The sequence below is a fragment of the Histophilus somni 2336 genome (assembly GCF_000019405.1).
Taxonomy (GTDB): domain Bacteria; phylum Pseudomonadota; class Gammaproteobacteria; order Enterobacterales; family Pasteurellaceae; genus Histophilus; species Histophilus somni.
In genome coordinates this window covers 1,524,363-1,549,585 of the sequence record NC_010519.1, presented here as the reverse complement: position 1 = coordinate 1,549,585, position 25,223 = coordinate 1,524,363, and the positions used below count along the sequence as shown (strand labels likewise).

Sequence of the window (25,223 nt, the reverse complement as noted above, 5' to 3'; positions counted from 1 at the left end):
AAATTATTTTTTATAAAATTTTATTGTTTTTTTTATACAGATGAATAAAATTCGGTAGTTTTTTATTAAATCAGGAGTTTGAGCCTAATGGTAAATACACTTCCCCTTCCTTTTTCTTATAATCGTCCGGAAAATACGAAGGATTCGTTGAAGAAATCGATTGTATATAAATTAATTTTTTTAATTGCTCGTTCTCCGGAGGAGGCAAGTCAACGTGATTGGCTAAATGCAACTTTATACGCCATACGTGATTTAGTAACAGAGGGCTGGATTTCCACTGCCCGTCAAGCAAGAAAAGAAGAAACTCGGCGAGTTTATTATCTTTCAATGGAATTTCTCATGGGGCGTACTTTATCTAATGCCTTAATTTCTGAAGGCGTATATCACTTAGCTAAAGATGCTTTAGCTGAACTTAATGTCGATTTAGAAGATGTATTGGAGAAAGAAGTTGATCCCGGTCTTGGTAATGGTGGATTAGGTCGTCTAGCAGCTTGTTTTATGGACTCTATCGCAACGCTTGCAATACCCGGTATGGGATATGGTATTCGTTATGAATATGGTATGTTTCAGCAATATATTGAAGATGGCAAACAAGTTGAAAAACCTGATGCGTGGTTAGAAAAAGGTTATCCTTGGGAATTTATTCGTCCGTCTAAACGCTTTAATATCCGTTTTGGAGGGCATATTTATTTTGAAGGGAAAAAATGTATTTGGAAAAATGCAGAAGAAATCACCGCACTTGCTTACGATCAAATGATTCCGGGATATAGCAATGACAGTGCAGCTACACTACGTTTATGGAGTGCAAACGCAGGTGAAACTTTTAATTTAGTGTCATTCAATCGTGGTGATTATTTCCATGCTATCGAAGAAAAATCTTCTAGTGAGAATGTTTCTCGAGTACTTTATCCGGATGATTCAACAGCTGCAGGCAGAGAATTACGTTTACGCCAAGAGTATTTTTTAGTTTCAGCTTCTCTACAAGATATTATTAAACGCCATAAGCGAATTTATAATACATTGGATAATTTAGCGGATAAAATTGCAATTCATTTAAACGACACTCATCCTGCTTTAGCTATTCCAGAGTTGATGTATATTTTAATTGATCAAGAAGGATATACTTGGCAAAAAGCTTGGGATATGTGCTGTCAGATATTCTCTTATACTTGTCATACATTAATGTCTGAAGCACTAGAAACTTGGCCGGTAGAAATGATGGCGAAGATATTACCTCGTCATTTACAGATTATCTTTGAAATCAACGATTATTTCTTAGAATATGTCCGCACTTCTGTTACTACTGATAACGACTTTATTCGTCGTATATCATTGATTGAGGAAGGTAATATACGTAAAGTGAGAATGGGGTGGCTATCTGTTGTTGGATCGCATAAAGTAAATGGTGTGGCAGCAATTCATTCGGATTTAATGGTAAGTTCTACATTTGCAGATTTTTATCGCATTTATCCTGAACGTTTCACCAATGTCACTAACGGAATCACCCCTCGTCGTTGGATTGCGGTAGCGAATCCTGATTTATCCGCATTATTTGATAAATATATAGGCACTGAATGGCGTAAAGATTTAACTCAATTAGAAACGCTTAAAGCACATATTCAAGATCCTGAATTGAAAAAAGCAATTCCAGAGATTAAACGTAAAAATAAACAACGTTTAGCGAATTATGTAAAACAAGAGTTAGGTATTGAATTAAATTCAAACGCTCTATTTGATGTTCAAGTAAAACGTATCCATGAGTACAAACGTCAAATTCTTAATGTGTTACATATTGTTGCTCGTTACAATGAAATGATTGCTAATCCAGAAAAAGATTGGACACCTCGGGTCTTTATTTTAGCCGGTAAAGCAGCTTCAGCTTATACGGCAGCAAAACAAACTATCAACCTAATTAATGATGTGGCAAATATCATTAATAATGATGATCGCTTACAAGGTCGTTTAAAAGTTGTGTTTATTCCAAATTATAGTGTCAGTCTTGCCCAAATTATTATTCCGGCGGCTGATATTTCAGAACAAATTTCGCTTGCCGGAACAGAAGCCTCTGGTACAAGCAATATGAAATTTGCTTTAAATGGTGCGTTAACGCTAGGGACATTAGATGGTGCAAATGTGGAGATATTGGAAAATGTTGGAAAAGATAATATCTTCATTTTTGGTAATACCGTAGAGCAAGTAGAAGAGTTACGGCGTAATGGTTATCATCCATTTGATATTTATCAGTCGGATGAACAATTACGTGAAGTTATTGATCAGATTAATGCAGGTCGTTTCTCACCCAAAGAACCTACTCGCTATCATGATTTGTTAAATTCATTGCGTTCTTACGATTATTATCAATCTTTTGCAGATTTTCGTAGCTATGTTGAGATGCAAAAAGCAGTGGATGAAAAATATAAAAATCAAGAAGCTTGGGTTGAAAGTGCATTGCAAAATATTGTGAATATGAGTTTCTTCTCATCTGACCGCACTATTTTAGAATATGCAGAAAAAATATGGAAAATTGAGCCATTAAAATTAGCGTAACAAAACTTCAAAAGGGAGCGAAACGCTCCCTTAATTGTTATAACTTGAAATACCTAGCGAAAAATCATATCCTAGCACAGTTTTTCTCAATAAATTTAGGTTGTCATTATGCAAAAAAAAGCCAAATATAGAAAGAATTATCAATCCCCCGATTTTACTGTTACTGATATTTATCTTGATTTTCAACTTGATCCGCAACAAACCATCGTAACAGCAATAAGTCAATTTCAACGTCTTAATCCTGAAAGCAAACAGTTACGTCTTGATGGTCATAGTTTTCAATTTGTTTCAGTCAAACTCAATGATGAAGAGTTTAAATCTTATCAACAAGATGCTGAAAGCCTCGTGTTGGATTTAACCAACGTAAATGCCGATACCTTTGAATTAGAAATTGTTACTCATCTAAACCCTAGTGCAAATACATCTTTGCAAGGGCTTTATCAATCCGGTGAGGGTATTTGTACGCAATGTGAAGCGGAAGGGTTCCGTCAAATCACTTATATGTTGGATCGTCCCGATGTACTTGCTCGCTATACCACAAAAATTACAGCGGATAAAACGAAATATCCTTATCTTTTATCGAACGGTAACCGTATTGCTTGTGGTGAAATGAAAGATGGTCGTCACTGGGTTGAATGGCAAGATCCTTTCCCTAAACCAAGTTACTTATTCGCTTTAGTTGCAGGTGATTTTGACTTATTACAGGATAATTTTGTAACAAAGAGCGGTCGTAATGTCGCACTGGAATTATATGTTGATCGGGGTAACCTTGACCGTGCTCATTGGGCAATGAGTGCATTGAAAAAGTCCATGAAGTGGGATGAAGCACGTTTCAATTTAGAATACGATTTAGATATTTATATGATTGTAGCGGTTGATTTCTTCAATATGGGAGCCATGGAGAATAAAGGATTAAATATCTTTAATTCTAAATTTGTTTTGGCTAATCCGCAAACTGCCACGGATGAAGATTATTTAGCGATTGAAAGTGTAATTGCACATGAATATTTCCACAACTGGACAGGAAATAGAGTAACTTGTCGAGATTGGTTCCAATTAAGTTTGAAAGAGGGGCTGACTGTATTTCGTGATCAAGAGTTCTCATCAGATACCGGTTCACGAGCAATCAATCGCATTAATAATGTAAAATTTTTACGTACAGTACAATTTGCAGAAGATGCAAGCCCGATGTCACATCCAATTCGTCCGGAAAAAGTGATTGAAATGAATAATTTCTATACAGTTACAGTATATGAAAAAGGTGCAGAAGTGATCCGTATGCTTCATACTTTATTAGGAGAAAAAGGTTTTCAGGCAGGTATGCAACGTTATATTGCAGACCATGATGGCAAGGCGGCGACCTGTGAAGATTTTATCCTTGCAATGGAACAAGCCAATAAACTTGATCTAACCCAATTCCGTCGTTGGTATAGTCAATCAGGTACGCCGGAATTGGTTGTAACAGATTTTTATGACGAAAAAAATCACGTTTATCAACTCAAAATCTCACAATTTACCCCGCCAACTGCCGATCAGATGGAAAAAGTCAATTTACATATTCCAATAAAAATCGCTTTATACGATGAAAGCGGTGTGGAGCAATTTTTACAGGCTGATGGCAAAGATCTTTCTGATGTATTAAATCTTACACAAAAAGAACAAGTTTTTGAATTTCAAAACATTTATACACGTCCTGTACCAGCGTTATTGTGTGATTTTTCCGCACCGGTAAAATTAGATTATGCTTACAATACACAACAATTAATCATACTGTTGAAATTTGCTGGAAATGATTTTATCCGTTGGGATGCGGCTCAAATGTTATTTAATGCAGAGTTACGACGTAACTTAATTCATTATCAACAAGGACTGGCACTGGAGTTTTCTGCTGAAATTCTTACCGCACTTTATCAAGTATTAGAAAATTACCAGCAAGATATTGGTTTAGTAACAACGATTTTAACACTGCCAAAAGAAACTGAATTTGCCGAATTATTCAAAACGATCGATCCGGACGGTATTTATGCAGTGCGAGAATTTATGCAACGCCATATTGCAAATAATTTGAAAGAGTTATTCTTGAAAATTTATAATGAAATTCAGTTAGAGACATATCAAGTAACTGAGCAAGATATTGCGTTGAGAGCATTACGTAATCTCTGTTTGAATTATTTGGCTTATACAGATTTAGGTAACAATTTGGTGAATAAACATTATGTCAAAGCAAATAACATGACTGACAGTTTAAATGCTTTAAAATCGGCAACACAGGCTCAACTACCTTGTCGAGACCAATTATTAGCGGATTTTGAGCAAAAATGGCAACAAGACGGTTTGGTTATGGATAAATGGTTTGCCTTACAAGCTACAAGACCTGAAGACAATACTTTGGACTATGTGCAACAATTAATGGAACATCCAAGTTTTAATTTTAATAATCCTAACCGTTTAAGAGCTTTAGTCGGTAGCTTTTGTGTACATAATTTAAAAGGATTTCATGCAATCGATGGTTCAGGTTATCGTTTTTTAACTGAGATCCTGTTAAGGTTAAATGAAAGTAATCCTCAAGTTGCTTCACGCTTAATTGAACCGCTAATTCGTTTCTCTCGTTTTGATCCTCAACGGCAAACTTTGATGAAACGTGCTTTAGTTCGCTTAAGCGAAGTGGAAAATTTGTCGAAAGATTTGTTTGAGAAAATAGAAAAAGCCCTTCAATAGCGAAAACAGACACATAACTAAGTGAAAGTGCGGTGAAATTTATCGCACTTTTTATTTTTGATAAGTAATTTAGGAAAGTATGAACAAAATTTATGATTTGCATTGCCATAGTTCTATATCTGACGGTACCTTATCACCACAAGAGATAGTGATAAGGGCACATCAACAAGGTGTAAATGTTTTAGCCTTGACAGATCATGATACTATTGCAGGATTATCGCAAGCTCGTACTCAAGCAGAACAATTAGGTATTTCATTGATCAATGGTGTTGAAATTTCTACTTCTTGGGAAAATTATAGTATCCATATTGTAGGATTAGGTTTTGATGAAAATTCAAAAAAAATGACCGCACTTTTGAATGAGCAGGCAAAAATTCGTTTACAAAGAGCGGTTGAAATCGGTAAAAAATTGGAGCATTTAGGTGTAGCCAACGCCTTTGCAGAAACGCAAAAACTGACGAATGGAGAATTAACAAGAGCACATTATGCCCGTTATTTAGTGCAAATAGGCAAGGTTATTAACATTAGTCAAGCTTTTAAAAAATACTTAGCACAAGGAAAATCTGCATATGTCAAAACACAATGGGTTGATATCCCTAATGCAATAGAGATTATTCATCAAGCCAACGGAATTGCAGTGCTTGCTCATCCATTACGCTATACCATGACAACAAAAAAGATAAAACGTCTTATCGCTGATTTTAAACAGTGGGGTGGGGATGCAATAGAAGTAGCAGGTTGTGGACAAACCAAGGATCAACGTTTATTACTTGCTCGTTGGGCGGAAGAGTACGATTTATACAGTTCCGTTGGTTCCGATTTTCATTTTCCAAGTAGTTGGATTGAATTGGGAAAATCTCTAGTGTTACCGGAAAATTGTCGTCCTGTTTGGGATTTATTGCGTTAATTTTCTGAGCAATATTCCTAGTAAATAATTACAGGAGCATTTTCTTTTCCCTGAATTATTTTGTAAAATGCACTGCATTCTATCCGAGTTTATAAGAGAGAAAAATGTTAAGTATTGCTATTGCAGCAGAATTTGAGTTATCTGAGAAAATTGTCGAAACTTTAGAACACACTCAGCTTGAAATTGAAAGCTTGACAATTATTGAAATAAAGCCTTTCAAAGAAGAGCAAGGCATTCGTTTTAACAATAAAGCAGTTATTCAAATTATGCCTGAAGAGGCAGATTGGACAGAGTTTAATTATGTTTTGTTTGCAGGGACAATTGAGCATGTTGATCTTTTGGCAAAAATAGCTGATTCAGGTTGTATTGTGATCGATGTACTGGGCATTTGTGCAAGCCTTGCAAATATTCCGGTTGTTGTACCAGGTATTAATGACGATCAATTGATTGAATTACGCCAAAGAAATATTGTTTCCCTTCCAAATCCACAAGTAACGCAATGTGCTTTAGCTATCAGTAATATTGTTAATAGCATTCATCAATTGGTTGTGACTTCATTATTACCCGCTTCCTATGTAGAAGCAGAACAAGTTGCCAAATTGGCTGGACAGACAGCACAATTATTAAATGGGATTCCGCTGGATACGGAACAGCAACGTTTAGCCTTTGATGTCTTTCCTGTACAAACTCAAAATTTAGTTATACAGTTACAAAAAATTTACCCACAATTAGAGAATATTGTCTTTCATCAAATTCAAGTGCCTGTATTTTATGGAATGGGGCAGTTTGTGACTGCACTTTCAGATTATTTGGTTGATATAGAAAGCCAATTACATTTTTGGCAAGAAAATGAGCTAATTCAATATCATGCAGAGAAATTAATTACGCCGGTTACTCACGGAGAAAATGAAAACAATGAGGAAAAAGTGAAATTGCATATTAGTACATTAAGTGCGGCGGAAAATAAAATAGAATTTTGGTCTGTAGCCGATGAGCAACACTTTAATCTAGCGTTAATGGCAGTTAAATTGCTTGAATTAATAGGCTAGTCGGAGTTGTTAAATTCTGGAAAATTCCCCCGACTTATGGTCTAATGAGGCGAGTTTTAAGTTAATAAATAAAAGGTTAAACATGAGCTGGATTGATAGAATTTTTAGTAAAAATACAACTTCAAATAGCAAAAAATCAAATGTACCTGAAGGGGTATGGACCAAATGCACTTCCTGTGAGCAAGTGTTGTATCGTGATGAATTAAAACGTCATTTAGAAGTTTGTCCAAAGTGCGGTCATCATATGCGTATTGATGCAAGAGAACGCCTTGTTGCTTTATTGGATAAAGATAGCATTGTTGAAATTGCTGCAGATTTAGAACCTAAAGATATTTTAAAATTTAGAGATTTAAAAAAATATAAAGACAGACTGTCAGCCGCCCAAAAAGAAACAGGCGAAAAAGATGCGTTGATTACTGTTTCAGCCACTCTTTATGGCATGCCAATTGTTGTGGCTGCCTTGAATTTTAGTTTTATGGGAGGGTCTATGGGATCTGTTGTAGGCTCAAAATTTGTGCAAGCTGCTGAAAAAGCAATAGAATTACATTGTCCATTAGTTTGTTTTTCGGCAAGTGGTGGAGCTCGTATGCAAGAGGCTTTGTTCTCATTAATGCAAATGGCTAAAACCAGTGCAGTATTGGCAAAGATGAAAGAAAAAGGTGTTCCTTTTATTTCAGTATTAACAGATCCGACTTTAGGCGGTGTGTCTGCAAGTTTTGCAATGTTGGGTGATATTAATATTGCAGAGCCCAAAGCATTAATTGGATTTGCCGGACCTCGTGTTATTGAACAGACTGTGCGTGAAAAATTACCAGAGGGTTTTCAACGCAGTGAATTTTTACTGGAGCATGGAGCTATTGATATGATTGTTAAACGTTCTGAGATGCGTGAAACTTTAGCTAATCTTTTAAGCAAGCTCATGAATATGCCATCCCCTTTTGTTGAACCTGAATTAATTCAAGAAAAATCTGATGATGTCTAGTTTAAATTTATTTGCAACATCGCCACTTGAACAGTGGCTTTGTTTTTTAGAAAAAGCACATGCTAAAGCAATTGACTTAGGATTAGATAGGGTCAAGACAGTTGCTCAACAATTAGATTTATTACAGCCTGCTCCTTTTGTTATTACTGTGGGAGGAACAAATGGAAAAGGGACGACATGTCGTCTACTGGAAATATTATTACTAAACTCAGGATTTCGTGTTGGTGTTTATTCCTCTCCTCATTTAATTCGTTATAACGAGAGAGTAAGAATTCAAAATCAAGAATTAGCTGATGAAGAACATACTCAAGCATTTGCTTTTATTGAGCAACATAAATCACAATCTTTAACTTATTTTGAATTTAGTACACTTTCTGCTTTGTATCTCTTTAAGCAAGCTAATTTGGATGTTGTTATCTTAGAAGTAGGGTTAGGCGGTCGTTTGGACGCTACTAATATTGTTGATGCAGATCTTGCCGTAATTACCAGTATTGACATCGATCATACGGATTTCTTGGGTAATACTCGAGAAGAGATCGCTTTTGAAAAATCGGGTATTTTTCGTCCAAATAAGCCTGCCGTTATTGGTGAAAACAATATTCCCTGTTCTTTATTAGAACAAGGGAAAAAATTAGATTCAATATTATTTTGTCGTAATAAAGATTGGAAATTCAGCAAACAGGAAAATGGCTGGACATGGGAAACAATAAAAGGTAATAAAGCTATTTATATGGATAATTTACCTATTTGTAGTATTCCCTTGGCAAATGCTGCAACAGCTTTAGCAACGTTGGCTTATTTACCTTTTGATATTTCTATATCAGTTATTCATAAATCACTTAGAGAAGTTGAACTGGCAGGGCGTTTTCAGAAAATCAACCCAGAAAAATTATTAAATTTAGCTAAATTAAGTAAAAAAACAGTTAAACAATTACCTCAAATTATTGTTGATGTTGGTCATAATCCTCATGCAGCTTCCTATTTATTAGAAAGATTAACCGCACTTAAAGCTAAATCAATCGGAAAAATTATTTCGGTATGTGGCATTCTAAAAGATAAAGATAGTCAAGGAATATTATCGCCTTTAATCAAAGTTGTTGATCAGTGGAATTTAGTAACCTTAGATGGCGTAAGAGGGCAGAGTAGTCATGAATTATTTATGACATTACAACAAATATCAACAACTAATGAGCTATCTGCTCAAACTTATTCTTCTGTATATGAGGGAGTAAAAAGTGCGGTACAAAATGCCACAGAAAAGGATATTATTTTAGTATTTGGCTCATTCTATACCGTAGGCTCATTTTTAAAATTACTTTAAAAAAATCCTAACGATTAAGTTAGGATTTTCGTGTAATAATTTTGTTATTTTTTACTCGGTTTAATTGCCAACAAGTTACATTCTAATTTGCTAATAACATGTTCTGCTGTATTTCCTAAGAATGCAGCAGATAGTCCTGTTCTTCCTACTGTTCCCAAAACAACCAATTCAGCCTCCAGCTCTTTTGCGACAGCAGGAATAACATCTTCAGGAAATCCTTCTCTTACATGAGTATGCTCTTCATCTATACAAAATTGTTGGCGTAATGCTTTCATATTTAAAAGATATTGTCCACGAACACTATCACCATATTCTGTTGTTGTAAATTCAGGTAAATCAATTGCCATATTAATTGGAGTGGGAGGGTAAGCGGTAACAAGATGAATATTACCTCGTTCTAATTTATCCGCTAAATCAATTCCTAAAGAAACAAGTTCATTATTTAATGAAGTATATTCCTCTTGATTATTGGAAACATTAACCGCTACCAAAATTCGACGTTGATGTTTCCAATTTCCATCACGTACTACCATAATAGGTGCAGGACATTTGCGTAGTAATTGCCAGTCTTGAGGTGTAAAAATTAATGCCGATAAAGATTCCTTCTCCTGAGTATATTTAATGACAAGATCATAATTATGTTCCGCAACAGCATTTGTAATAGCTTCCGCTTCATTACTGTGCCAAAGAACAATTGAATTAAATTCAATATTCGGATCCGCATATTTTTCGAGATATGGTTGAACAGCTTGCTGATGTTGCTTAATAATGCTTTTACACATTGTTTCTCTTTCTTTGGAAGAAAGCAAAGTTGACATTTCATAAGAAAAATCATACACCGTCATAAAAGTTGTAATTCTTACTCTATTCTCGCTCTTTTGTTCTTGTACCAAACGAACTGCTCGAGCCAAAGCATATTGCTTTTCTGATTCGGGATTTAAAACGACAAGTATATTATTAAATTGCATAATAACCTCCGATATTTTGCAAAAACAATAAACATATTTTTCCAGTGGAAACAAACTATAGAAATAGAATAGGCAATATTTATAAAAATGACAAGTAATTGTACTTTAAAAAATGATCGAAAGTAGTAACTTATTATTGCGTCCAAGTTTTTATCCGATCATTTTAATTTTAGGTTTTGTCGTTCCTGCAAGTGTAGAAAGTTCTGACATATTATTAATAGTAATATATTTTCCTTGCACGGATAAAAGACCGTTTTTTTGAAAACGTCCCAGCAAACGACTGATTGTTTCAACAGTTAATCCCAAATAATTACCTATATCACTACGGGTCATTGTTAGACGAAATTCTCGTGCAGAAAAACCACGAGCAGAGTATCGATTTGAAAGGTTATGGATGAAAGCTGCTAGACGTTCTTCAGCACTCATTTTAGATAATAACAAAATCATTTCTTGATCTGTTTTGATTTCATGACTCATCAAACGCATTATTTGTTGTCGTAATTTCGGCATTTTTCCTGATAGATCATCAAGAATATCAAAAGGAATTTCACACACCATAGATGTTTCTAAAGCTTGTGCAAAACTAAAATGTCGCATACCATTAATCGCATCAAATCCTACTAAATCACCAGGTAAATGAAAGGCGGTGATTTGTTCTTCTCCAGTTTCACCAATAGTATAACTTTTAATGGAGCCGGATCGAATAGCATAGAGAGAAATCAGTTCATCGCCTGCTTTAAATAAAATTTGAGATTTTTGAATAGGTTTTTTACGCTCAATAATATTATCAAGCTGATCTAATTCATGTTCATTAAACATAAACGGAATACACAGTTGACTAATACTACAAGCTTGACAGTGAATAGCACAACCAGTAGATTGAACTCGTCGTCCAATTTTTTGTTCATAGGGAAAAGTTTTCATTCATTCCTCAAAAGCATTGAAACTGAGATAAAAGCGTGTAATGCAAAACTTGATCTAACTCAAGAAATGATAACATTAAATAAAATAATTAAGAAGTTTTAAATTTAAAAAGTGCAAAGGAAACTAGTTATGCCGGCAGAAAAGCTAACAAAGAAAAAACTTATTCAAATTCTATGCGTTCTATGTATTTTATTAAGTGCATTTATTTATAAAACTTGTCAATATATGCCTTAATACCTTGCATAGTAATTGAAAATCTTATAAAATCTCGCCGTTTTTTGCTAAAAATACAGCAATCGTTTATGTCTTCTGCAGTATTGCAGTTTGATAGTAGTTTAAAATCGTTAGAGGAATAACATTATTAAAACCGTAAAAAAAGCTCCGGCAACAAATCGCCCTAATCGTATTAATGATGAAATTAGAGTGAAAGAAGTTCGTTTGATTGACCAAGATGGCGAACAAGTAGGTATTGTATCTATCCAACAAGCTTTAAATATGGCAGAGCAAGCAGATTTAGACCTTGTTGAAATTAGTCCAAATGCAGAACCACCGGTATGCCGTATTATGAACTACGGTAAGTTCCTTTATGAAAAAGGTAAAGCTGCAAAAGAGCAGAAGAAAAAGCAGAAAGTTGTACAAGTGAAGGAAATTAAATTCCGTCCTGGTACAGACGAAGGCGACTATCAGGTAAAACTACGCAGCCTGATTCGCTTTTTAGAGGATGGGGATAAAGCTAAAATCACTGTTCGTTTTCGCGGACGTGAAATGGCTCACCAAGATATTGGTTTAGACATGTTAGAACGTGTTAAAAATGATCTTGCTGATATTGCTGTTGTTGAATCTGCACCTGGCAAATTAGAAGGTCGCCAAGCTATTATGGTACTTGCCCCCAAAAAGAAATAATTAGTGCAAATTCAAGTAGTAAAGTGCGGTATGAATTGCCGTATTTTTATTCGCCTAATTATCTGATGTTAAACTTAAACAATGCGGAGTTATAAACAATGCCTAAAATTAAAACCTTACGTGGTGCTGCTAAGCGTTTCAAGAAAACTGCTTCAGGTGGTTTCAAACGTAAACAATCTCACTTACGTCACATTTTGACTAAAAAGACAACTAAACGTAAACGTCATTTACGTCATAAATCAATGGTTGCGAAAGCAGACCAAGTTTTAGTGGTAGCATGCTTACCATACGCATAAATAGCGTTTTGGGCACAATCATACGATTAGTTAAATTTTTTAAGATTCATGGACAATAGGAGATTAGATAATGGCTCGTGTTAAACGTGGTGTTATTGCAAGAGCACGCCATAAGAAAGTTCTTAAGGCAGCTAAAGGTTATTATGGTGCACGTTCACGTGTTTATCGTGTTGCATTCCAAGCAGTAATTAAAGCTGGTCAATATGCTTACCGTGACCGCCGTCAACGTAAACGTCAATTCCGTCAACTATGGATTGCTCGTATCAATGCGGCTACTCGTCAAAACGGTTTATCGTATAGCAAATTTATCAACGGTTTGAAAAAAGCATCTGTTGAGATCGATCGTAAGATTTTGGCTGATATTGCTGTGTTTGATAAAGTTGCTTTTACAGCATTAGTTGAGAAAGCAAAATCTGCACTTTAATTTAAAGATAAATTAGGGTACTTTTTATAGTACCCTTTTTAAATTATATATCCCCAATATTTTATACGATATCTAGTGTATCGAAAGTAGAAGAGTATGGTTATTTTTTACGAATCACTATACCGTAAATAAAATAGGGCATAATTAAATACGCCCTGTAAGATGGTCTAAATTACATATCTTTTTTCTTACTACGTTTCCATTTCCAAAATAAGAACAATGCGAGTAGAAGTATTAAGATATAAATTGCAAATTGACCTTTCTTTATTTGTTGATGTAACCAGTCTAGATTGCTTGCACCAAAATCACCCAAATATACCCAAATAGGCACTGAAATAATTGCAGCAAAAAAGTCAATTAGGAGAAAACGAATAAAACTAACACGACGAGTAATGCCTGATATCATATAAATTGGTGCCCTTAAACCAGGTAAAAAACGTGCCACAAATAAAACTCTATTGCCATATTTAGCAAATTTTTCTTTCACCATTTTTAAACGTTTAAGGGTTACTATTTTCTTGATTAAACGAGTTCTTAATATTTTCACACCATAAATGCGACCAAGCCAATACATTGTACTGTCACCAATTAACACACCAAGCATACTCACAATCAGCATGATATGAACATTAACTTCATTAGGGTATAAACCTGCAATAACCCCCCCTGAAACCAAAGTAATATCCTCCGGAATAGGAACTCCAAAGCCACAGATAATGAGAACAAAGAAAACTGCAAAATACCCATAATCAGTAAAAAAATTAATTAATAAGTCCATGAACTACCCATTTATAATAAGAAAGTATGACGGCTATTTTAGCTTTTTTAGTAGAAATATCCAGTTTAAATTCAATGTTTTATTTGATTTATAGAGAATAACTCATTATAATCAGCACCATGTCTAAAACATGACTATAAGTTTTAGCATAACGTAAGGGAAATCGCTGGGTCGCCTGCGGTTTTTTTGTTTTTTTATTTTATTCAAGAGAACATAAAAAATGTCATTTAAATTTAACGCTGAAGTTCGTTCTAAGCAAGGTAAGGGTGCGAGCCGCCGCCTGCGTCATAATGGTCAAATCCCTGCTATCGTTTATGGTGGTAGTGAAGCACCTGTTTCAATTGTATTAAATCATGATGAATTAAATAACGCTCAAATTCATGATTCTTTCTATTCGGATACTATTATCCTAGTTATTGAAGGGAAGGAAATTTCTGTTAAAGTACAAGCGATGCAACGCCATCCATTCAAGCCAAAATTAGTCCATATTGATTTTAAACGTGTATAAATAAAGTTTTCAAAATTTTAAGCCCTATGATGAAAGTCATAGGGCTTTTTTTATGAAAATTATATTTAATTTAGTGACACCGTATCAAATATAAAAAAATAAAAAACTAGTTTTTATTTTTATCGTTTTTATTTTTTTAATCTCATCTAATTAACAGAATATTTCATAGCAAAATAGAGGGGCAAACCAGTCCAAAAGTTACATATCTAATTATTTAATTTAACATAATATACATTATGAGTAATCAGTTATACGGTTAGCGAAAACTACGATATAAATAAATCTCAGACTTATGCACAAGCCAGTTATACCAGCTAAGCAAGACAGATAAAGACTCCCTTGTACATTGAAAGGTATTATTATTTAACTTTATTAAATAGAGAGATGATTTGTAATAGTTTTGTAGTGTGGTCTTAAGGAGAAAAAGCTTAATAAATAAAAGCTACAAAAAAAGCAACGTCCTCGCATAGCTGTGAGCGTTGCTTTTAAAACGTTTCATAATTATAAATAATTTCTCATGCTAAAATCATATTTATTGATTTGTTCAAATGTTAGCAATTTTTGACTATACAGCATTTCCGACACCAATTTCCAATCAACACAAGGGCGATAAAAATGGCAGGACCATTTCGGAATGCCTAATGCAATATCATCAATAATAAGATCTCCATAGGCTTTAGGAGAACTGGTAAACTTAGATTGTTCAGGATTGATATTAACAGCGTATAACTCAATCCCATTATTTTTGAACCATGTCAATGCCTCATCAAGATAACAATCTTCCGATCTCATTGTGAATAAAATCAAGTTATGGCCATTCTTAACCAAATCTCTTAATACTTGTGCAGCACCAATATCTTCGCCTATTTCAGGAAAATTATGCGTTACACAAGTACCATCAAAATCAATTAAAATATTCAACCCTCTTCTCCTCTATAAATTTTAGTAAATAAAATTATAGTTGTTACGTTGTCTCTTTTATTTTATTTACCAAATACCTTTTCATCCTGCATTTCTAGATATTGCTATTATCAATATAACTTACGAAGTAAAGTTGCTCCATATTCATATACTTGTTGTAACAACAATAATTTTTCAGGATTATTTTGATACTCTTCTACTAGACGTTGTAAACTTTCCTCAAATTGAACCGCACTTTTTTCCAGTTTACGTTGGCGATATTTTTGCCATTTTATCTGTTCAGAGCGATCAAGCGTTTTATAGAAATGTCTTGCTCGATAATGAAATAATAAATCCGGGATACGTTTATCTGAAAAAGATAAATTATGCTCGTTTAATTTCTCCGGAGATAATTGACGCAAAATCGTCATATTGTTTTTATCATTATTACTGAAAAACTGATTGTATAACTCAGTTTCTACATTATCACTGTGTATTACTTCTCTTTCATCATGGAAAATTTCAATGACCTTATCTCGAATATCTGGAGATTGACGCAGTTTTTGCAAATTTTGCAAACAGAATTCTCGATCAATTCCCAATTTGGTTGCATTTTCCGGCAATAATGTTTTTGCAGGAGCAAGAATAGGACATTTATTAATATGCACTAATTTAAGTGGTACAGGTAAAATATTATGTTGTTCCAATTCAACTTTTGGTGTATACAAATTTTGACGTAATTCGACCGCACTTTTAGCCAATAAGTCATCAATATCCTTTGCTAAATCACAAACAATAACAGCATTCTGATTTATAGGATGCCAAGCTAATGGCACAACCCAGCTGGTATTACCTCGATAATTACCCAACATGCCTGATACATGTACTAAAGGTTTCATATTAGCGATATCAATCAACTTCTCAACTTCCCTCTTTCCTCTATTTTCAAAGAAAAATTGAAAAAGTTTTGGTTGTTTTTGTTTAATCAATTTTGCCATTGCAATCGTGGCATAGACATCAGCCATTGCATCATGAGCATTACCATGCTCTATACCATTTACCTGTGTTAATTTTTCCAAACGAAAACTCGGCATTCCATCATCATCGTAAGCCCAATTTATTCCATCCGGACGTAAAGCGTAACAAGCTCGGACTACATCTATTAAATCCCAGCGAGAATTGCCGTTTTTCCAACTGTATTCATAGGGATCAATAAAGTTACGATAAAAGGTATAACGTGTCATCTCATCGTCATAACGGACATTGTTATACCCCATAATACAAGTGTTGGGGTGACTAAATTCAGCTAAAATTTTCTCTGCGAATTCCGGTTCGGGAATACCTTTCTCATTACAAATTTGCGGTGTAATACCGGTTACCAAAACCGATTCCGGCGACGGTAAATAATCATCGGTTTGCTTACAATAAAACATTACAGGCTCGCCAATAATATTAAAATCTTGATCTGTACGAATACCAGCGAATTGAGCCGGTCTGTCAGTGGCAGGATTAATCCCAAAACTTTCGTAATCGTAGATAAAAAAACTGAAATCATTTTGCATATACAAAAACCTTAAAAAACTTACCGCACTTTGTAGAATTCATTAAAACATTCCCCCAATCCCCTTAAATTTTTCCACAAAGGCGGAAATCTTCTCAAACACCGTCTGTTTTTTCATTTTATATTGTGGGTTAAGCGGACTCATTTTCGGCAAAATATCATTTAAATCTGTACCATTTTCGCATACGATACGCCTACAACTGCTTCACTGAGAGGATTATTCTCTATTGGTTCAAGACTGTTCACTCCCGTAAGTACAAAATGAAGTGCATCCCACATCTTATCTAAATCAAGAAGTATCTTTGCTTCTTCATTCCTATCTTAGAGTTCTTCAAAAATCTCATCGTTTTCTTCATTAAAGGATTTCATTTTCCGCAAATTTTCATTGCTTAAATATTGATAATTGGCTATCATTCCCATTTTATATTACCTCCAAATTCAAATTTACAAATTCTAATTGTCTGCCATGCAGTATTCGTACAAAATTTATAGCTTGCATAACATAAAGACTAGTAACTTGCTAAGCTCGCTAACTTCTAATGTCGTATGTCCAATATTTTCCTTCAAATACAAATTTCTTTGGATGATTTTTGATGTAAATTAGTTCATTTTCTTCTCCCTCATACTCATAAACAAAGTCATCTGCTTCATCTAAGACCTTATAAAATTCCTCTTCATTTTCCTCTAATATCTCTAGCATACGGCATCTTTCTTCTCTATCAAAAGATATTGTCCCACCACAATAGTCTATAACTTTCTGAAAATTAGCTGCAAACTCGTTCATTCCGAAATGTTTTAAACCATTTAGAGCATCTTCCCAAACGATCCCTGTAGAATTATAGAAAAACTGGTGATGACCTCCATTATTTACTTCTACAAAATACCGATTAATGGCTAATAAATATCTTTGCTCTAAAGTAAAATCCTTTGCTGATTGAAGATACTTCTCATATCCATCATAAATGTTAATTGTTTCCCACATCGGTTCAACGATATCATCATTAGAATCGTTCTCTGCTACACTTTTGATATCTTCTACGGTAAACTTTACATACTTTAATTTCTTTTGTGCTTGAGCCATCTCAATTGTTTCCTCTATTTTTTCATTTTCTTGTTTGATATATTCAAAGTATTTCTCTGTTAAAATAGGATATTTCTCCTTGTTTTTTCCTAGAATTTCCTCAAAATTGCTTAAATCTACCAGTTCTAAACACCATCTGATTGTTTCTTCATCATTAGAAATCTTGATCGCTTTTTCAAGCTTTTCAAGTGCATTTTTCACTTCGGTTTCAAAATCATAGTTAGACTCAGTTGCCAATCCACTATGAGAATAAGCATAGCGATAATACCATGATGAATCTCTTTCGTCTTCTGCTACCCTTTCCAAAACTGAGACCGCTTTTTCATACTCGAAGGTATTGTTATAGACTTTTCCCAGTTCTGAAAGTAAGCGGCTATCCAATGTACTAATATCAACTGACAATAATAATTCTAATATTTTATCTCTATCAGACCACCAATCAAGGTTTTGAATAACTTCTAATCTTCCTTTATTACTTAATGTTTTAAATGCTTCTTTTGTTATTTGCATAGTCCTTCTCCTTTGAAATATTGGTTTCCATAATTTATGAAGAATAAGTAGTTTTATTTAAAATAAAGTCCTCTTTTTCCCTCTTTTAAAACTTAATTAACTACCTTGTTCATAGACGAGTCAGAAACTCTTTTTCTATTTCTGCAACTGTCATTTTTGTTCTCACATCAGGGTTTTCTTCGTAATTTTTCGTAAGTTCTCTCATCACACATTCTTTAAATTCTTCTGCTGTTTTTTGCCTATAATAATCAAAAAAATGATAAGCACCACTCGAACAGCTGCCCCAGTCTGCTAAATATCCAATAATCTCAAAAGCACAGTCATTATATTTCTCAAATTTTTCACTGATAAAGCGGTAAAACAGTGTGCCTAATACATATTGTTTAAAATCCCAACCATCTACGGCTCCACGAACTTCGTTTGCAATTTGCCAAATTTGGCGATGGAGTTCAGAACGTTGTTGAATGCTGATTATCATTTAATTTTCCCCTAAACCCGTAACAACAAAATAGCGACAAGACCTAATAAGATCCCAATACCATTGAATTTGCTGATTTTTTCTTTAAATATAGTTGCACCTACTAATGTACCAAGACAGATTACGCCGAGATCCATTGTGGCAAAAACAATGGTTGGATTTTCTTTGAAATGTTGATGTGCGTAGATATAAAACAGGATATTACCGAAATTCAAACAACCTAAAATAATGCCACCAATCAGGCTGGATACTGTCCAATTAGTGCGTTTGATTAATAGGTAGATAAACATAATCACACCGGCTAGGACAAAAGTGATAAACAAGGTTGTAGGAAATGCACCGCCCATTAGTGCAATTTTCTTAAATAAAATCCCTGTTGCTCCCCAAATTAACCAAACGCCGGCAAGAGCAAAAGCGGCTTTGACCGCACTTTTTATCCCTCCGGCAGGTTTGCTTAATAGGAAAAATAAAGCGAAAAATGCGACAATGATACCGACAATTCGCATATCGCTTAAGGTTTCACCGAAAATCACAACTGCAGCGATAATTTGCAAGAACAATGCCAAACGTTGTGCAGCATCTGTGCGAATAATACCGCCATACTCCACTGCTTTCGACATCACTAAAAAACCGACAGGCAATAAAATCCCTAAACTGATAAAGATCGGCTTAGCTTCACTTTGTGCAAAAAATTCGGTAAAAGTAAGTCCCTTAAAATTAGGTGCTAATAAAAAATAGCTCAATGACAAGGCAACCACATAACCAAATGCAATCATTTGTGCGGTTACAATTTGATATTTTTTGGTGAATTTAAATAAAATGGAAACAGAAACACTACAAAAAATAGCAAGAATTAGATAATACATTATTTCTCCTAAACAGCTTGTTTAACTAAACTCATAATATATTCAATATTATCAGTATTTTTAATGATTAATTGATAATCTCCATTACCATGATGCCCTTTTTTATCAACTTCAACTGCTAGTTTTTTAGGATCATCTAGTTTTCCTTTAGATAAATTGATCCATAGTTTTAAATTTTTCTTCTTAATTTGAATATCAACAATATTAGATTTCTTTTTAAATGCGATATAAACTTTTTTGGCAACTATTTCTATTTCACTATCTAATTTCAAAATAGCTTGCTTAAATTCATCGTAGAGTTCTTTTATTTCATCAGATTGATTTTCAAGATGTTCTTGTTCTGTATAAATCTTAATCTCTTTCGTTAATTTATCTAAAGATGAATCTTGGGTAACCTTAATCTGTTTTACGCTAGGTGCAGATTTGGATTTTTTAATCTGTTTGATAGTTATAATATCTTGATTGAATTGATTTATTTCCCATAACTCAATAGGCAAATCCTTAAAATTCGTAGCTTGAATTTGAAAATCAGTAAATGATGGGGACACAAAAATAATTTTTGACTGAGACCAATTTACTTCATTTCTTTTTAATGATTTTGTTTCATTTTTTTCATTATATTCAAGAATAAACTCACCTTTATTATCAAGCATTAAACTAAGATAAGAAATTCCCTGATCAACAAGACTAATATTTTGATTTCTTTTATATTCAATAATAACAAAAAATTACTTTCCTCGTCAAAAGCTAATGTATCAATGCGATAATTTTTAATTGAAAATTCGGATTTGACCAAATCATAAGATGTGATTTCTGATAGATTTTGTTCAAAAAGACGTTGAATGTCCTTTTCCAATTTAAAAGGTATTTCCTCTAAAAGAGAGAGCTTTTGTGTTTTTTCTTTTTGGAAAACCAACATATATTATTTTCCTCAAAAAAGTGCGGTCAAAAATTGCTTATTTTTAACCGCACTTTCTTTTATTTGACTACTCTGTTGCACCAAATCCACGCAATCCGACAACATGAACATGTTCTTGATTGCCTGAAATTTTACGAACTAACTTATACGTTGTACCTTTTTCCGGACTAATATTTTCAGGTGCTGCAATGAGAAGTTGCATATCTAAACGCTCACACAATTCAAATAACGTTGAGATGGATTTACCATCTAAACGTGCTGCTTCATCTAGGAATAACAAACGGCAAGGAATAATATCTTTTCCTCGAATACGGCGACTTTCTTCTTCCCAGCTTTGTACAACCATTAAGAGAATTGACATACCCGTACCAATAGCTTCACCGGTAGATAAAGCACCGCTTTCTGCACGCAACCAGCCATCCGCACCACGATAGACTTCTACTTCTAAATCAAGGTAATTACGATAATCTAAAAGTTCTTCACCAATCGTTTGTGCGGTACGTTGCCCTATATCAATATGAGGATTAAGGCGTTGATATAACTTAGCAATAGCCTCGGAGAAGGTTATGCGAGTATCCGTAAAGAGTTCTTGATATTCGGTCTGTTCATTAGATAAGGCATTGAGCAACATAGCATGAGAATCACGAATATTCACTACTAAACGCACAGATTTGACTTGTCCAAAAGCAATATTTTGCAGACCTTGATTTAGCATACGAATACGATTTTGTTCACGTTGAATTGTCTTACGCATAATATTTGCCACACTTTCTGAACTAATCGCTAATTTTTGTTCTCGTTGAGTCAGTTCGTTAGTTAAACGGTTAAGTTCAATTTCCATTTGCTCAATAGCATCAATAGGATCGTCCGTTTTAAGAATATCTTGGCGAATACGTTCACGCAAATGTTGATAAACTGCAATAAAGAACCGCACTTTATTTTCAGGTTTGCGACTATCTTCTGAAATTCGCAATGAATCACGCAAATATTCATTATCCGCTACAGCTTGACGTAATGCACCAAGGGCTTTATCTGACATAGAACGCAATTCATTGGCAGATAAATAAGCAAACTCACGGCGATTTAGACGTTTTTCGACATCACTGCCACGAGATAATCTCATCACCACACACCAGCTAATTTTCGCCGCTACTACTGTTTCACGTTGAGCCTTATATTCTCGTTCCGCTTTGCGAATACGGGTATGCAAGCTTTGCGATTCGCTTTCAATTCGAGTTAATTCTTTCTCGACATGAGTGCGACGTTGGCGAGTGATAGAAAGTTGTTGATATAACTCATCTCGACGAGATTGAGCCAACTGCTCTGCCCCTTGAACTACTCTAACACCAAGATCACCTACTTCTTGTAACAACTCATTTAGTACTTGTTGTTTATTATGCAAAGAAGATGTCAGCTCAATTAAAACTTTATTATATTGGGCAAATTGTTCTTGCTTTTGACGTAATTTTTCACGGAAATCATTACGCTGTTGTTGCGTTTGCTCTAAACGTTGACGAAGTTTCTCATTCAAATCAGAAGTTTCGGTTTGAACTTCATTTTGATAGGCAAAATGAGCTTTACGCTGCATTACATCAGATAAAGCAAACAAACATTGCTGTACTTTTTTTTGCAAAATAACTGCTTCGTCATAATCAACTTTTAAACGATCATAATGTTCAGGATCGCTTTGTAAACTACTTACAATAGGTTCAAGTTGCGATAAATTCGCACCATGCTGACGAATAAACAACTCATCTTGTTGTGCAAAATCCAGTTGCTCACGACATTCTTCAATACGATCTATTAAACTGTCCTCAGCCAATAGAGCAAAGTGCGGTCTTAATTTGTTAAGTAATTGCCACTTTTCTTTGGCTTGATCCAATTGAAGACGCAATTGTTGTTCTGTACTGTTAAGTAGATTTAATTCACGATCTACTTCATTGCGTTGCTGATTAATTTCAGCAATAGTTTGTTCCGGATTAGGTAAAAATGCTAAAGCCAAATGCAACCCGACAAACTGGCTAAAATGCTGATGCAAACGTTGACATTTTTGTACATCAAAAGCTCTTTGTGCATAAAGTTCCGAAATTTCATCACGTTCAATATTTAATTCTTCTAAACGTTTTTCTCGAGCCGCTCGACCAAATAAAGGAACTTCAGGGAATTTCGAATACCGTAACTCACGATCTGAAATCTGTACAACTACCCCATGAGCCAATTCTTTTGAATCCAATACATTGTCATCAAATGCGGTTGGATCGCCTTCAATTAAATACAAGTCTTCAGGGCAATCTTCCAAATTATCCAGCTGAGATTTCACCGCACTTATATCTCGTACTACAATGGCGTGGCGAGCCGGTCCATATAACGCAGAAAAATAAGGTGCATCTTCAATAGGTACATCATCATATAATTCAGATAACAGCACACCTCCGAAACGTTCCGCCAGCATATTTAAACGAGCATCCTCTGAGCCGTCCGGCTGACTTAAACGAGAAATCTGAATGTCTAACTGCTGACGCTTTTGCTCAAATTGATCACGTTCAATCGTCAAGTTGCGTTCTTTAATCAACTGTGCTTGCATGAAATTCATGACATCTTGACTATCTGCAAAATGTTCGCCACTTTGTTCTTGTAAACGCTCCAATGCGGCTTGGGCTGTTAGCCATGCCGGTGCTTTTTGGCTATTTTCTTGATGAAGTGCGGTTAGTTGATCCCTTTTTTGACGCAAGACAGAGCGGTTTTCTATTTGCTCTGATAATTTGTCGGTTAAATCTTCAATCAATGTTTCTTGTTCTACATAATAATCTTCCAACTGTTCTGCTTCATCGACCTGTAAATCCGCACGCTGATTCAGTTCTTTTAATAAACGTACCGCACTTTGTTGCTGTTGATAACGTTGCTCAAGCTCATGTAATTTAGCACTTAATTGAGAGACTTGTTGAGCTTGTATTTTTTGTGTCGGATACTCTCTCAACAATTCCTTAGCTTGCTCAAATGCTGCTGAACGAGGTACTTCGCCGGCAATTTTACATACCAATTGATAAGCTTTATCAAATTGTGTTTTTGCAACTTGCGTCAAAGACATTTTTTGCTCAAGATCCAGTACATTCTCAGTTAATTGATCAGCTTGAACCGCAAACTCTTGGTGATAATCGTCAATATTTTTAACAGCTAAATCAGGTAATCCACATAAATGTTTAGCTTTTTCTAATGCTTGTATGGCTTGTTGATATTGTAAATTACGAGTTTGTTGTGCATCTAAGGCTTGCTTATAATCCGCTAATTGATTACGAATCTGATCCAATTCACTTTCTACATTCTGTAACTGTACTTCAGTGTCAATTACCTGCTCATTCGCATTTTCCACGACTAAAGTTTGCTCATCTAAACGTTCTGTGATTTCAAGCACATCTTGTTGATAACGTTCAATTTTTTCCTGATGACGTAAAGCATTTAGAACTAAATTCAAATGATCTACCGCACTTTGATGATCTATTTCTAAGATTTTCTCATTTTCAGCCAAATCAGCAGCTTCTTTACTCAATTCCACTAAGCGATGTTGTGATAAATATTGCTCACCTTTTGCTTTATACCAATCTCGACGAAAATTAATCGCACGTTGAATATTACCTAAACGCTCATTGACATTACGCATATAATCCGATGCTACATAATTAGTCGTTTCAGTAATTAAATGCTTAAATAAATCACGATCAGATTGAGTAATCTTAATGGCTTCTAGGGTCATACGGTTTTCACGTAAAGCTGATTCCATATCCTGAAAAGCCTTACGAACCCCCAAATTTTCAGGCAATAAATAATCACGCAATGATCGGGTAATGGCACTTGAAATACCCCCGTACAAAGATGCTTCAATTAATTTGTAGAACTTACTGCGATCTGAAGAAGAACGCAGACGTTTCGGGATAATCCCCAAATCAAACATCATCGCATGATAATCTGTTATTGAATGATATTGTTTGAATTGAGCATTGAGTTTTTCAACTTTGTCTTTTAATTCATTAAGATTTAATATCCTCGCTTGACGCTCATCAATTATTTGAGTGAAAAGTGCGGTTGGATTTTGTGATAATGCTAAGCCTTGAACAGAAAAGGTTTTAATATCTACTTTTTTATCACGACCTGCCACTTGTTGTAATCTTGCTCCCACTAAAGTTCTTTGATGACGTGAATTAATAGTATCTAAAACCGCATAACAAACTCCGGGGCGAAGTTTTCCATGTAACCCTTTATCACGAGAACCGCTTGTTGCACCGGCTTCAGTGGTGTTACGGAAATGTAATAAAGTTAAATCCGGAATAAGTGCAGTTACAAATCCTGCCATCGTTGTAGATTTACCTGCACCATTACCGCCTGAAAGCGTAGTTACTAATTCATCTAAATCAAAAGTGCGGGCAAAAAAACCATTCCAGTTAATTAAGGTTAAAGAACGAAACTTACCTCGCTCCACTCCCCCCTGAGAACGAAAAGGCGAAAATGCCGTAAAATTTTCGAGGGATTCTTGTTTATCCTGTAGTTCAACTTGATCAATGTTTTCTTCAGACATGGTCGGCTGTAAC

At 34.7% G+C, this 25,223-nt stretch carries 21 protein-coding genes and 1 pseudogene; 10 read left to right on the top strand and 12 right to left on the bottom strand.

Annotated features, from left to right (window positions below; genetic code table 11):
- Positions 1-87 precede the first annotated feature (87 nt).
- From HSM_RS07025 to folC, 6 genes are all read left to right on the top strand, one after another.
- Positions 88-2,547 carry a glycogen/starch/alpha-glucan phosphorylase gene (locus HSM_RS07025; protein WP_012340516.1) on the top strand — a complete coding sequence of 820 codons (2,460 nt, stop codon included), beginning with the start codon at positions 88-90 and terminating at the stop codon, positions 2,545-2,547.
- 108 nt (positions 2,548-2,655) lie between these two features.
- On the top strand, positions 2,656-5,265 hold the full coding sequence (gene pepN, locus HSM_RS07020) for an aminopeptidase N (protein WP_012340515.1): 2,610 nt from the start codon (positions 2,656-2,658) through the stop codon (positions 5,263-5,265).
- A 79-nt stretch (positions 5,266-5,344) separates the two neighbouring features.
- Positions 5,345-6,172 (top strand): PHP domain-containing protein, encoded by an 828-nt coding sequence (locus tag HSM_RS07015; protein ID WP_012340514.1) that lies wholly within the window; start codon positions 5,345-5,347, stop codon positions 6,170-6,172.
- A 104-nt stretch (positions 6,173-6,276) separates the two neighbouring features.
- Positions 6,277-7,221, top strand: a complete 945-nt coding sequence (locus HSM_RS07010) for an oxidoreductase (protein ID WP_012340513.1) — start codon at positions 6,277-6,279, stop codon at positions 7,219-7,221.
- 82 nt (positions 7,222-7,303) lie between these two features.
- Positions 7,304-8,203: an acetyl-CoA carboxylase, carboxyltransferase subunit beta gene (gene accD, locus HSM_RS07005; RefSeq protein ID WP_011609034.1), complete on the top strand. Its 900-nt coding sequence runs from the start codon at positions 7,304-7,306 to the stop codon at positions 8,201-8,203.
- Positions 8,193-9,524 carry a bifunctional tetrahydrofolate synthase/dihydrofolate synthase gene (folC, locus tag HSM_RS07000; RefSeq protein ID WP_012340511.1) on the top strand — a complete coding sequence of 444 codons (1,332 nt, stop codon included), beginning with the start codon at positions 8,193-8,195 and terminating at the stop codon, positions 9,522-9,524. Before accD ends, folC begins: the two co-directional genes overlap by 11 nt.
- 44 nt (positions 9,525-9,568) lie before the next feature.
- On the opposite strand, the gene uspE is transcribed toward folC, so the two are convergent.
- Positions 9,569-10,492: a universal stress protein UspE gene (gene uspE / locus HSM_RS06995; protein WP_012340510.1), complete on the bottom strand. Its 924-nt coding sequence runs from the start codon at positions 10,490-10,492 to the stop codon at positions 9,569-9,571.
- Positions 10,493-10,642: 150 nt separating this feature from the next.
- Entirely contained in the window at positions 10,643-11,416 is a 774-nt protein-coding gene (locus tag HSM_RS06990) for an FNR family transcription factor (RefSeq protein ID WP_012340509.1), read from the bottom strand.
- A gap of 357 nt (positions 11,417-11,773) precedes the next feature.
- Here HSM_RS06990 and infC point away from each other — a divergent pair, with 357 nt between their 5' ends.
- The 3 genes from infC to rplT all read left to right on the top strand — a co-directional run bounded on the left by infC (position 11,774) and on the right by rplT (position 13,039).
- Positions 11,774-12,319, top strand: a complete 546-nt coding sequence (gene infC / locus HSM_RS06985) for a translation initiation factor IF-3 (protein ID WP_431308819.1) — start codon at positions 11,774-11,776, stop codon at positions 12,317-12,319.
- Positions 12,320-12,417: 98 nt separating this feature from the next.
- A complete protein-coding gene (rpmI, locus tag HSM_RS06980; protein WP_011609029.1) occupies positions 12,418-12,615 on the top strand; it encodes a 50S ribosomal protein L35 in 198 nt (65 codons plus the stop codon).
- A 70-nt stretch (positions 12,616-12,685) separates the two neighbouring features.
- On the top strand, positions 12,686-13,039 hold the full coding sequence (gene rplT, locus HSM_RS06975; protein WP_011609028.1) for a 50S ribosomal protein L20: 354 nt from the start codon (positions 12,686-12,688) through the stop codon (positions 13,037-13,039).
- A 172-nt stretch (positions 13,040-13,211) separates the two neighbouring features.
- On the opposite strand, the gene HSM_RS06970 is transcribed toward rplT, so the two are convergent.
- The gene (locus HSM_RS06970; RefSeq protein WP_012340507.1) at positions 13,212-13,817 is read right to left on the bottom strand and encodes a DedA family protein; all 606 of its coding nucleotides are present in this window, start codon (positions 13,815-13,817) and stop codon (positions 13,212-13,214) included.
- Between the two features lie 220 nt (positions 13,818-14,037).
- On the opposite strand from HSM_RS06970, the gene rplY reads away from it, so the two are divergent.
- Positions 14,038-14,325 carry a 50S ribosomal protein L25 gene (gene rplY / locus HSM_RS06965; RefSeq protein ID WP_011609026.1) on the top strand — a complete coding sequence of 96 codons (288 nt, stop codon included), beginning with the start codon at positions 14,038-14,040 and terminating at the stop codon, positions 14,323-14,325.
- Positions 14,326-14,826: 501 nt separating this feature from the next.
- Here the strand turns inward: rplY and HSM_RS06960 are convergent.
- The 9 genes and pseudogenes from HSM_RS06960 to mukB all read right to left on the bottom strand — a co-directional run bounded on the left by HSM_RS06960 (position 14,827) and on the right by mukB (position 25,210).
- Positions 14,827-15,246, bottom strand: coding sequence for a hypothetical protein (locus tag HSM_RS06960; protein WP_012340506.1), 420 nt, complete (start codon positions 15,244-15,246; stop codon positions 14,827-14,829).
- 110 nt (positions 15,247-15,356) lie between these two features.
- Positions 15,357-16,787 carry an exodeoxyribonuclease I gene (sbcB, locus tag HSM_RS06955; protein ID WP_012340505.1) on the bottom strand — a complete coding sequence of 477 codons (1,431 nt, stop codon included), beginning with the start codon at positions 16,785-16,787 and terminating at the stop codon, positions 15,357-15,359.
- Between the two features lie 161 nt (positions 16,788-16,948).
- Positions 16,949-17,065 (bottom strand): DUF1877 family protein, encoded by a 117-nt coding sequence (locus HSM_RS11300; protein ID WP_012340502.1) that lies wholly within the window; start codon positions 17,063-17,065, stop codon positions 16,949-16,951.
- A gap of 250 nt (positions 17,066-17,315) precedes the next feature.
- Positions 17,316-18,377, bottom strand: a complete 1,062-nt coding sequence (locus HSM_RS06945; RefSeq protein ID WP_012340500.1) for a DMP19 family protein — start codon at positions 18,375-18,377, stop codon at positions 17,316-17,318.
- Positions 18,378-18,707: 330 nt separating this feature from the next.
- A pseudogene (locus tag HSM_RS11230) lies at positions 18,708-18,852 on the bottom strand (type I restriction-modification system subunit M N-terminal domain-containing protein); the annotation flags it as partial.
- Between the two features lie 14 nt (positions 18,853-18,866).
- Positions 18,867-19,721, bottom strand: a complete 855-nt coding sequence (locus HSM_RS06935; protein ID WP_012340498.1) for an EamA family transporter — start codon at positions 19,719-19,721, stop codon at positions 18,867-18,869.
- 8 nt (positions 19,722-19,729) lie between these two features.
- Complete coding sequence (locus HSM_RS06930; RefSeq protein WP_265468932.1) at positions 19,730-20,374, bottom strand: DUF5655 domain-containing protein; 645 nt, start codon at positions 20,372-20,374, stop codon at positions 19,730-19,732.
- Positions 20,374-20,640 (bottom strand): hypothetical protein, encoded by a 267-nt coding sequence (locus HSM_RS11160; protein ID WP_265468931.1) that lies wholly within the window; start codon positions 20,638-20,640, stop codon positions 20,374-20,376. The genes HSM_RS06930 and HSM_RS11160 overlap by 1 nt, the downstream gene beginning before the upstream one ends.
- Positions 20,641-20,707: 67 nt before the next feature.
- A complete protein-coding gene (gene mukB, locus HSM_RS06925; protein WP_041605294.1) occupies positions 20,708-25,210 on the bottom strand; it encodes a chromosome partition protein MukB in 4,503 nt (1,500 codons plus the stop codon).
- Positions 25,211-25,223 lie beyond the last annotated feature (13 nt).

Coding starts and splice junctions, on each gene's coding strand:
- rpmI (WP_011609029.1), top strand. CDS start 12,418: ATGCCTAAAATTAAAACCTTACGTGGTGCTGCTAAGCGTTTCAAGAAA.
- sbcB (WP_012340505.1), bottom strand. CDS start 16,787: ATGCAAAATGATTTCAGTTTTTTTATCTACGATTACGAAAGTTTTGGG.
- HSM_RS11300 (WP_012340502.1), bottom strand. CDS start 17,065: ATGTGGGATGCACTTCATTTTGTACTTACGGGAGTGAACAGTCTTGAA.
- HSM_RS11160 (WP_265468931.1), bottom strand. CDS start 20,640: ATGTTGGTTTTCCAAAAAGAAAAAACACAAAAGCTCTCTCTTTTAGAG.
- folC (WP_012340511.1), top strand. CDS start 8,193: ATGATGTCTAGTTTAAATTTATTTGCAACATCGCCACTTGAACAGTGG.
- HSM_RS07015 (WP_012340514.1), top strand. CDS start 5,345: ATGAACAAAATTTATGATTTGCATTGCCATAGTTCTATATCTGACGGT.
- HSM_RS06945 (WP_012340500.1), bottom strand. CDS start 18,377: ATGCAAATAACAAAAGAAGCATTTAAAACATTAAGTAATAAAGGAAGA.
- HSM_RS07025 (WP_012340516.1), top strand. CDS start 88: ATGGTAAATACACTTCCCCTTCCTTTTTCTTATAATCGTCCGGAAAAT.
- rplY (WP_011609026.1), top strand. CDS start 14,038: ATGTCATTTAAATTTAACGCTGAAGTTCGTTCTAAGCAAGGTAAGGGT.
- HSM_RS06930 (WP_265468932.1), bottom strand. CDS start 20,374: ATGCTTGATAATAAAGGTGAGTTTATTCTTGAATATAATGAAAAAAAT.
- HSM_RS07010 (WP_012340513.1), top strand. CDS start 6,277: ATGTTAAGTATTGCTATTGCAGCAGAATTTGAGTTATCTGAGAAAATT.
- pepN (WP_012340515.1), top strand. CDS start 2,656: ATGCAAAAAAAAGCCAAATATAGAAAGAATTATCAATCCCCCGATTTT.
- uspE (WP_012340510.1), bottom strand. CDS start 10,492: ATGCAATTTAATAATATACTTGTCGTTTTAAATCCCGAATCAGAAAAG.
- rplT (WP_011609028.1), top strand. CDS start 12,686: ATGGCTCGTGTTAAACGTGGTGTTATTGCAAGAGCACGCCATAAGAAA.
- HSM_RS06990 (WP_012340509.1), bottom strand. CDS start 11,416: ATGAAAACTTTTCCCTATGAACAAAAAATTGGACGACGAGTTCAATCT.
- HSM_RS06935 (WP_012340498.1), bottom strand. CDS start 19,721: ATGTATTATCTAATTCTTGCTATTTTTTGTAGTGTTTCTGTTTCCATT.
- HSM_RS06970 (WP_012340507.1), bottom strand. CDS start 13,817: ATGGACTTATTAATTAATTTTTTTACTGATTATGGGTATTTTGCAGTT.
- accD (WP_011609034.1), top strand. CDS start 7,304: ATGAGCTGGATTGATAGAATTTTTAGTAAAAATACAACTTCAAATAGC.
- mukB (WP_041605294.1), bottom strand. CDS start 25,210: ATGTCTGAAGAAAACATTGATCAAGTTGAACTACAGGATAAACAAGAA.